This window comes from Phenylobacterium sp., from assembly GCF_035475775.1.
GTDB lineage: Bacteria > Pseudomonadota > Alphaproteobacteria > Caulobacterales > Caulobacteraceae > Phenylobacterium.
This window is the reverse complement of the sequence record NZ_DATIMC010000109.1, coordinates 1-8,670: the sequence shown is the minus strand read 5'-3', so window position 1 is coordinate 8,670 and position 8,670 is coordinate 1. Positions and strand designations below refer to the sequence as shown.

10 protein-coding genes are annotated in these 8,670 nt (G+C 71.4%); 8 read left to right on the top strand and 2 right to left on the bottom strand.

Annotation, left to right across the window (positions count from 1 at the left end; translation table 11 throughout):
- Positions 1–192: 192 nt before the first annotated feature.
- Positions 193–1,362 carry a glutamine-hydrolyzing carbamoyl-phosphate synthase small subunit gene (carA, locus tag VLI41_RS13855; protein WP_325268671.1) on the bottom strand — a complete coding sequence of 390 codons (1,170 nt, stop codon included), beginning with the start codon at positions 1,360–1,362 and terminating at the stop codon, positions 193–195.
- Between the two features lie 169 nt (positions 1,363–1,531).
- On the opposite strand from carA, the gene VLI41_RS13850 reads away from it, so the two are divergent.
- From VLI41_RS13850 to sigJ, 5 genes are all read left to right on the top strand, one after another.
- On the top strand, positions 1,532–1,777 hold the full coding sequence (locus tag VLI41_RS13850) for a DUF1272 domain-containing protein (protein WP_325268672.1): 246 nt from the start codon (positions 1,532–1,534) through the stop codon (positions 1,775–1,777).
- A gap of 165 nt (positions 1,778–1,942) precedes the next feature.
- Positions 1,943–2,641 (top strand): HAD family hydrolase, encoded by a 699-nt coding sequence (locus VLI41_RS13845; protein WP_325268670.1) that lies wholly within the window; start codon positions 1,943–1,945, stop codon positions 2,639–2,641.
- A gap of 103 nt (positions 2,642–2,744) precedes the next feature.
- Positions 2,745–3,149, top strand: a complete 405-nt coding sequence (locus VLI41_RS13840) for a hypothetical protein (protein WP_325268669.1) — start codon at positions 2,745–2,747, stop codon at positions 3,147–3,149.
- The gene (locus VLI41_RS13835) at positions 3,130–3,681 is read left to right on the top strand and encodes a hypothetical protein (RefSeq protein WP_325268668.1); all 552 of its coding nucleotides are present in this window, start codon (positions 3,130–3,132) and stop codon (positions 3,679–3,681) included. Before VLI41_RS13840 ends, VLI41_RS13835 begins: the two co-directional genes overlap by 20 nt.
- Positions 3,682–3,692: 11 nt before the next feature.
- Complete coding sequence (sigJ, locus tag VLI41_RS13830) at positions 3,693–4,550, top strand: RNA polymerase sigma factor SigJ (RefSeq protein ID WP_325268667.1); 858 nt, start codon at positions 3,693–3,695, stop codon at positions 4,548–4,550.
- Between the two features lie 124 nt (positions 4,551–4,674).
- On the opposite strand, the gene VLI41_RS13825 is transcribed toward sigJ, so the two are convergent.
- On the bottom strand, positions 4,675–5,586 hold the full coding sequence (locus VLI41_RS13825) for a phytanoyl-CoA dioxygenase family protein (RefSeq protein WP_325268666.1): 912 nt from the start codon (positions 5,584–5,586) through the stop codon (positions 4,675–4,677).
- Between the two features lie 130 nt (positions 5,587–5,716).
- Between VLI41_RS13825 and VLI41_RS13820 the strand changes: the two genes are divergently transcribed.
- From VLI41_RS13820 to VLI41_RS13810, 3 genes are all read left to right on the top strand, one after another.
- Positions 5,717–6,928, top strand: coding sequence for a M20 family metallopeptidase (locus tag VLI41_RS13820; protein WP_325268665.1), 1,212 nt, complete (start codon positions 5,717–5,719; stop codon positions 6,926–6,928).
- Positions 6,925–7,689: a DUF169 domain-containing protein gene (locus VLI41_RS13815; RefSeq protein ID WP_325268664.1), complete on the top strand. Its 765-nt coding sequence runs from the start codon at positions 6,925–6,927 to the stop codon at positions 7,687–7,689. The genes VLI41_RS13820 and VLI41_RS13815 overlap by 4 nt, the downstream gene beginning before the upstream one ends.
- Positions 7,690–7,862: 173 nt before the next feature.
- Positions 7,863–8,670 (top strand): TauD/TfdA family dioxygenase (locus VLI41_RS13810; RefSeq protein WP_325268663.1); only part of this gene is annotated, 808 nt, incomplete at its 3' end.

Genomic DNA, 8,670 nt, shown 5'->3' with positions numbered 1-8,670 from the left:
AAGGGAGAAACCACGGATTCCACGGATCGGCACGGATGGCGGTTTCCTGATCGCGCCCATGGCGCGAACGGCTTGAACCCCAGCGCTCCAGCCGCGATCCGTGCGAATCCGTGAAATCCGTGGTTCCGAAATGAAAAGAGGGCCGCCGATCGGCCGCCCTCTTTCTGCGTGCTTCTGCGCTTTCCGCGGTTCCTACTTCGCCCGGTCCATCAGGCCGGCGAAGCGGTCGAAGAGGTAGAGGGAATCCGTCGGGCCCGGCGAGGCTTCGGGGTGGTGCTGGACGGAGAACACCGGCCGGTCGGCGAGCGCGATGCCGGCGTTGGTGCCGTCGAACAGCGACACGTGGGTCTCGACCACCGGGGCGGGCAGGGTGTCGCGGTCCACGGTGAAGCCATGGTTCATCGAGACGATCTCCACCTTGCCGGTGGTCAGGTCCTTAACCGGGTGGTTCGCCCCGTGGTGGCCCTGCTCCATCTTCACGGTCTTCGCGCCGAGCGCCAGCGACAGCATCTGGTGGCCCAGGCAGATGCCGAACACCGGCGTGCCGCTGTCGACCAGCTTCTTGATCTCGGGCACCGCGTATTCGCCGGTGGCCGCCGGATCGCCCGGCCCGTTGGAGAGCAGCACCCCGTCCGGCTTGCGCGCCAGGATCTCCTCGGCCGTCGTCGTCGCCGGCACCACGGTCGCCCGCGCGCCGATCGAGGCGAGCGCTCGCAGGATGTTTCGCTTCACGCCGTAGTCGACGACCACCACCTCGTACTTCGGCCTGCCCGGCGGCTTGGCGTAGCCCTCGCCCCAGGCCCACAGGCCCTCCTCCCAGACGAACGGCTGCAGGCAGCTCGCATCCTTGGCGAGGTCGAGGCCGACCAGCCCCGTCCAGGCCCTGGCCCGCTCGATCAGAGCGTCCAGGTCGAACTTGCCGTCTGCGTAGTGCGCGATCACCGCGTGCGGCATGCCGTGCTCGCGGATGCGCTTGGTCAGCGCGCGGGTGTCGACGCCGGCCAGGCCGATCACGCCTCGGCGCGCCATCCAGGTCCCGAGGTCGACGTCGGAGCGCCAGCTGGCCGGCCTGGTCGGCAGGTCGCGGAAGATCGCGCCCCGCGCCGCCGTGCTCGCCGAGCCGGAGACCTGCTCCAGGTCCTCCAGGTTGGTCCCCACGTTGCCCACGTGCGGGAAGGTGAAGGTGACGATCTGGGCCATGTAGGAGGGATCGGTGAGGATCTCCTGGTAGCCCGACATGGCGGTGTTGAAGCAGACCTCGCCCACCGCCTCGCCGACCGCGCCCACGCCCACGCCCTGCAGCACGGTCCCGTCGGCGAGCGCCAGGACCCCGGTGGCGCCGGGCAGGAGGTCGCGACTCATCTGGGACTCCTCTTCCGCGGCAGGATGCGGGAAACCGGCCGGCCGATCCATCGCCGGGCAAGCGGTCGCGTAGGTAGTGGCCCGGCCGGCGCCGGTCAATCGGGCGGCTGGCCGCAAGCGAGGGATGCGCGTCCTTGCGTCGCCGGCCGCGCTCTGGCCAACTCCGCGCATGCTGGCGCTGCGGCCCAACTGCGAATGCTGCGAGCGCGACCTGCCCGCCGACAGCGATCAGGCGCGCATCTGCAGCTTCGAATGCACCTTCTGCGCCGACTGCGTCGAAACGAGGCTCGGCGGCCGCTGTCCCAACTGCGGCGGCAACCTGGTCGCGCGCCCGATCCGCCCGGCCGCGATGCTGGCCCGCTTCCCGGCGTCCACCGAGCGCGTCCTGAAGCCCCACCCCGGCTGCGCCGCCTGACGGAATAGGAACCGCAGAAAACGCAGAGTACGCAGAAGGCGGCCTTACTCTCCGGATCGCGCGCAGCGCGATCGATCAGCTCGTCCCCATGACCTTCTGCGCCTTTCTGCGTTTTCTGCGGTTCCATTCTTTCGTGCCTTCCGGGGTTCGATTACCTGCCCCGCCATGCAGCGCATCACCACCGTGGGCTTCGACGCCGACGACACGCTCTGGCACAACGAGAGCATCTTCCGGCTGACGCAGGACCGCTTCCGCGCGCTGATGGCCGAACACGCCGCCCCGGAGGCGCTGGACGCCAGGCTCGCCGAGGTGGAGCGCCGCAACCTCGCCCTCTACGGCTACGGCGTGAAGGGCTTCACGCTGTCGATGATCGAGACCGCCATGGAGCTGACCGGCGATCGGGCGCCGGGGCGGCTGGTGGCGGAGCTCCTCGCCGCCGGCCGCGAGATGCTGAGCCATCCGGTCGAGACCTTGCCGGGCGCAGCCGAGGCCTTCGCCGCGCTCGCGGGCGACTACCGGCTCGTGCTGATCACCAAGGGCGACCTTCTGCACCAGGAACAGAAGCTCGCCGCGTCGGGCCTCGGCGAGCATTTCGCCGCCGTCGAGATCGTCTCGGAGAAGAACGCCTCCACCTACGAGCGGGTCTTCGCCCGCTACGGAACGGGGGCCGCGCAGGCGGCCATGGTCGGCAACTCGCTGCGCTCCGACGTGATCCCGGCGCTGGAGGCCGGCTGCTACGCCGCCCACGTGCCCTACGAGCTCACCTGGGCCCACGAACTCGCCGAGCCGCCCCGCGGCCACCCGCGCTTCGCCGAGCTCGCCTCCCTCGCCGACCTCCCGGCCTGGCTGCGCGCGCTGAGCTAAGGGTTGGGAACCGCAGAAAGCGCAGAAGACGTTTCTGCGGTTCCACTGTCACAACCGCCTGCGCCGGTGCGTCCTTGCCTCAGAACCCCGCGGAGGCCGATCCATGGCCCGGACGATCGCAGGCGCGCTCGGCGCCATCCTCGCCCTGAACGGCCTCGCCATGCTGTTCGCTGGGCTCTGGTGGTACGCCGCCGTGCCGGGCGTGACCGCCACCGGGCCCTACAACCCGCACTTCGTGCGCGATATCGGCGCGGCCTACCTGGTCGCCGGCGGAGCGCTGGCGGCCTACGCCGCGTGGCCGCGGGAGGCCTGGTCCGGGCTCGTCGCCGCCGCCGCCTTCCTGACCCTGCACGCCGCGATCCATGTCTACGACGCCGTCTGCGGGACCCACCCGCTCGCCGACGTGCTGCGCGATCTCGCGGGCGTCTACCTGCCGGCCGCGCTCGCGCTCTGGCTCGCCGCCCGCCCCGCCGCCAAGGAGACCCGCCATGCTGAAGCTGCTGTTTAGCCGCTATCTCGACCGCTTCGAGCGCACCTGGGACTACGACGCCTCCTACATGCGGCAGATCCTTCGCGCCGCGCCGGCCAGCTTCCTGAAGTTCAGCTTCGTGACCGGCCTCGTCGACCGCAGGGCCGCGCCGGCCGCCGCGCTCGCGGCCGCCGGCCTCGTCGGCACGCTGGCCGAGGACTGCGGGCCTTGCACCCAGATCGGCGTGCAGATCGCCGAAGCGAGCGGCGTCGCGCCGCAGGTGCTGCGCGCGGTCCTGGCCGGCGACGAGACCGCCATGGGTCCCGACGCGGCGCTCGCCTGCCGCTTCGCCCGCGCCAGCCTCGCCCGCGACATGGCGGCCTGCGATCCGCTGCGCGACGAGATCCGCCGCCGCTGGGGCGAGAAGGGCCTCGTCGCCGTCGCCATGGCCCTGACCACGGCGCGCATGTACCCGACGCTGAAATACGCGCTCGGCCACGGCAAGGCCTGCTCGAGGGTGACAGTCGGCGGGGAGGCCACGCCCGTCGCCCACCTGCCCATCGCGGCGTAGGCTGGCCGGCCATGGACCGCACCGCCGACTTCGAAGCCCAGCGGCCGCGCCTGAAGCGCCTGGCCTACCGCATGCTGGGCTCCGTCTCCGAGGCCGAGGATGCGGTGCAGGACGCCTGGCTGCGCTGGATGCGCGCGCCGGATGACGTCGCCGACCCCGCCGGCTGGCTGGTGCGCGCCACGACGCGGCTCTGCATCGATCGCCTGCGCGCCGCCAAGGCCGCCCGGGCGGCCTATCGCGGCCCCTGGCTGCCGGAGCCCTTGATCGAACCGCTCGACGCCGATCCCGTGGAGCGGGCCGAGGAGGTCTCGGTGGCCTTCCTGCTGGCGCTCGAGCGCCTGTCGCCGCTGGAACGCGCGGTCTTCCTGCTGCACGACGTCTTCGACGAGGCCTACGCCGGCATCGCCGAGACCCTGGACCGCTCGGAGCCGGCGGTGCGCCAGCTCGCGGCCCGCGCTCGGGCCCACGTGCAGGACGCCCGGCCGCGCTTCGCGATCAGCCCCGACAAGGCCGCCGAACTCGCCGCCGCCTTCATCGCCGCGGCGGCCAGCGCCGACGTCGCCCGGCTCTCGGCCTTGCTCGCCCAGGATGCGGTGATGGTCACCGACGGCGGGGGCAAGCGCAAGGCGGCGCTCAGGGTGCTGGTCGGCCGCGAGGACATCATCGGCCTGATCCAGGGGCTGAAGTGGCGCGGCGGCGTCCCCGAGGTCCAGCGGATCGAGCTCGCCCGCATCAACGGCGCGCCGGGCGTCGTCATGCATCTCGCCGAAGGTCCCGAGACCGTGTCCTTCGAGACGGACGCCGCCGGCCGCATCTCGGCGATCTACGAGGTGCGCAATCCCGAGAAGCTCGGCCACGTGGCGCGCTGACCGCCTGCAAATCCGCTCGTCCCCGCGAAGCCGGGGACCCAAGCTGATATGCAACATGAGGTTCGGCGCCCGGTCCTCGCGCCGTATGGATCCCCGCCTTGGCGGGGGTGAGCGGAGAGGAAGGCTACTCCGCCGGCTCCTTCGCGCCGCGCAGCTCGGCCCGGATCGCCTCCAGCAGCGCCGCCGAGCCCATCGTCGAATCGGCCGCGCCGCCGCCGGTCAGCGCATGCTCCGGCGGCACGATCTCCGGCCCTTCGCCGGGCGGCAGGGGCGGGGTGTAGTAGCCCAGCGCGTAATAGGCCATGGCGTAGCCGATCAGCGCCTGCAGCTCGGGCTCCAGCGTCCGGGCGATCTCCGGCGGGCAGCTGAGGTACTGGTTCTCCTCCTGCCTGAGCCAGCCGAGCGCATAGGTGATGTTGAGCCCCCAGCGCTCGCCGTCGCTGTCGTTGGGGCCGCCGCCGTGGAACACGCTTCCGGTGTAGAGCAGCACCGAGCCCTTCTTCATCTCCGCCCGGGCGATCTCGCCGGGCTCGGCGACCCGCTCGTCGGGCCAGCCGACCGAGCCCGGGACCACCTGGGTCGCGCCGTTCGCGGCCGTGAAGTCGGTCAGCGCCCAGATCGTGTTCAGCTGCGGCTCGATCGCCTGCATGTGCTTGCCCCAGGCCCAGCGGTCGCGGTGGATCGCCTGCGCCGGCTGCCCGGGCATGATGCGGATCAGCTGCGTCAGGTGCAGCTGGTAGCGCTGGCAGTTGGGGAGCAGCACGGCGTCGCAGATCGCCCGCACGCGCGGATCGAGGACCAGCTTGCGGCAGAGCGGCGAGCGGGCGACCAGCGCGCCGGTCCGCGTGGTCTTGATCCCGGAGAAGGCGTCGCGGCCCGGTTGGGTGGCCTCCACGTAGGGGCGGAGCTCGGCGGCGAGGGCGTCGGTCTCCGCCTGGGAGAGCATGGCGTCGAGGATCAGCCCGCCGTCGCGCTGCAGCGTCGCGGTGATCTCCTCGGCGGGCGCATCGGCGGGCAGGTGTTGCAGGGCGGGCATGGCGTTGACCTCCGAAGTTCGCCCGAGCCTACCCCCGCTCGCCCGCGAAGCCGAGGCTGACGCAACGTCGGCTGTTGCGCCCGCCGGAGAAGGCGGGCCAACGTGGGATCCGGCCCAAGGAGCCTGCCCGATGACCGTCATGACCCCGTCTTCCCGCTGGTGCGAGGCCGGCGAAGCCCTGCTGCCCGAGCTGGTCGCGCTGCGCCGCTCGATCCACGAGGAGCCGGAGCTCGGCCTCAGGACGCCGCTCACCACCGCCAAGGCCAAGCAGGCGCTCGAGGGCCTGCCGCTGGAGATCCGCGAGGGCGGGGCGACCACCGGCTTCGTCGCCATCCTGCGCGGGCCGGCCAATGGCCGCACCGTGCTGCTGCGCGGCGACATGGACGCCCTGCCGCTCAGCGAGGAGACCGGCCTCGATTTCTCCTCCAGGGTCGAAGGCGCCATGCACGCCTGCGGCCACGACACCCACGTGGCCATGCTGGCCGGCGCCGCGCGCGTGCTCTGCGAGCGCCGCGACGAGCTCGCCGGCACGGTGATGTTCATGTTCCAGCCGGGCGAGGAGGGCCACCACGGCGCGCGCCACATGCTGGACGACGGCCTGATCGACCCGCTGCCCGACGCCGCCTTCGCGATCCACATCACGCCCAATGTGCCGACCGGGATCATCGCCGGGCGCGCCGGCCCGCTGATGGCGGCCGCCGACCGCTTCGAGATCCACGTGAAGGGGCAGGGCGGCCATGCCTCGCAGCCGCATTCGGCGCTCGATCCGATCCCGGTCGCCTGCGAGATCGTCACCGCCGTCCAGGCGATGGTCACCCGCACCATTCCGGCCTTCGATCCGGTGGTGGTCACCGTGGCGCGCATCACCGCCGGCACCACCAACAACGTGATCCCCGAACGGGCCGAGATCGAGGGCACCATCCGCTCGTTCTCGGAGCATTCGCGAAAGCTCGCCCACGAGGGCCTGCAGCGCCTCGCCCAGCATATCGCCGCCGCCCACAAGGCCGAGGCCGAGCTGAAGCTGTTCCCGGGCTTCCCGGTCACCGTCTCCGACGCCCGCGCCGTGGACCTCGCGGCGCGCGTCGCCCAGGAGCTCTACGGCGAGGCCGCCTGGCGCACCATGCCGACGCCGGTGATGGGCGCCGAGGATTTCGCCTACGTCCTGCAGAAGGTCCCGGGCGCCATGGTGTTCCTGGGGGCCACGCCGGAAGGCGGCGACTTCCGCGCCTGCTGTGCGCTGCATTCCAACCGCATGGTGCTCGACGAGCGGGTCATGCCGCGCGGCGTCGCCATGCACTGCGCCTTCGCCGAAGCCTTCCTGCGCGAGGGGTTCGCGGCATGAACACCGACTGGGCCGCCGTCGCCGCCGACCTCGAGCAGCTCCTGAAGCTCCGCTCGATCCCGTTCGGCATGAAGCTGTTCGAAGATGCTGCCGAGATGGAGGCGATCCCGCGCATCCGACGGCCGCAGCACGTCCACACGCTGGACCAGGTGGTAGGCCAGGCCTCGCGCCTCGGCTGGACGGTCGGGATCACCGCCGAGGACCTGGTCGGCGCGCAGTGCCGCGCGGTGGTGGGCCTCGGCGCCGCCAAGACCGACGCCTGGAAATCCGGCGAGCACATGACCGGCGTGTGGTTCTCGAGCCTCGAGGACGCCGCCGCCCACCAGGCGGCCATGCACTGCGTGCCGGACGGCCGCTACCAGGCGCTGGCCGTGGGCCCGCTCGCCTCGGGCAAGCTCGGCGAGCCCGACATCGCGCTCTTCTACGCGACGCCCGGGGCGATGATCTACTTCATCAACGGCCTGCAGTGGTCGGGCTACAAGAAGTTCGACTGGGGCGTGGTCGGCGAGAGCGCCTGCGCGGACAGCTGGGGGCGCGCGCTCACGAAACGCGAGCCCAGCCTCTCGATCCCCTGCTTCGCCGAGCGCCGCTACGGGGGCGTGCTGGACGAGGAGATGCTGATGGCCACCCCGCCCGAGCATCTGCAGAAGGCGATCGAGGGCATGCGCGCGCTCTCCAAGAACGGCTTCCGCTATCCGTTCCCGCAGTACGGCGTCCAACAGGACGTCCGCGCCGGCATGGCCGTGAGCTACAAGTCGTAGCCGGCGACCGCAGAAAACGCAGAGGGACGCAGAAATCGGCTGGGGTGTCGCAATACCCGATCGCGCCAAGGCGCGATCGGGATCTCACGTTCCGCGCCGCAGCGCATTCCGCGTCCTTCTGCGTGTTCTGCGGTTTCATTCCTTCCGTGCCTTCCGTGGTTCATAATGGGGCCATGCCCAGGCCCTTCCACGTCGAGCCGCTTCCCGCCACGTTCGGGGCGGTGGTCACGGGCCTGACGCTCGCCACGCTGCCGGACGCCGACTTCGCCGCGCTCTATGAAACCTGGCTCGAGCACGCCCTGCTGATCTTCCCGGACCAGCACCTGAGCAAGGAACAGCAGGTCGCCTTCGCCCGCCGCTTCGGGGCGCTGGAGTTCGACCTCGCGCCGATCTCCAACGTCCGCGCCGACGGCTCCGTCCGGGCCGACGACGACGGCGACGACGTGATCAAGGTGCTGAAGGGCAACATGGGCTGGCACTGCGATTCCACCTACATGCCGGTGCAGGCCAAGGGCGCGGTGTTCACCGCCCACGTGGTCCCGCCGCAGGGCGGCGAGACCGGTTTCACCGACATGCGCGCCGCCTACGACGCCCTCGATCCCGCGACCAAGGCGAGGATTGCGCCGCTCTCGGCCTACCATTCCCTGCACTACAGCCAGGCCAAGCTCGGCCACAGCCACAAGGAAGGCAGCGCCTACTCCGGCTACGGCTTCCAGGTGAAGGAGCCGCCGCTCCGGCCGCTGGTGAAGACCCATCCGGAGACCGGGCGGACCTCGCTCAACGTCGGCCGCCACGCCTATGGGATCCCGGGGCTCGCGCCCGAGGAGTCCGAGCGGCTGATCGAGGATCTCGTCGGCTTCGCCGCCCAGCCGCCGCGGGTGTGGCATCATCATTGGAGCGCCGGGGACGCGATCGTCTGGGACAACCGCTGCCTGATGCACCGCGCCTGCCCGTGGGACATGCGCCAGCCCCGGGTGATGT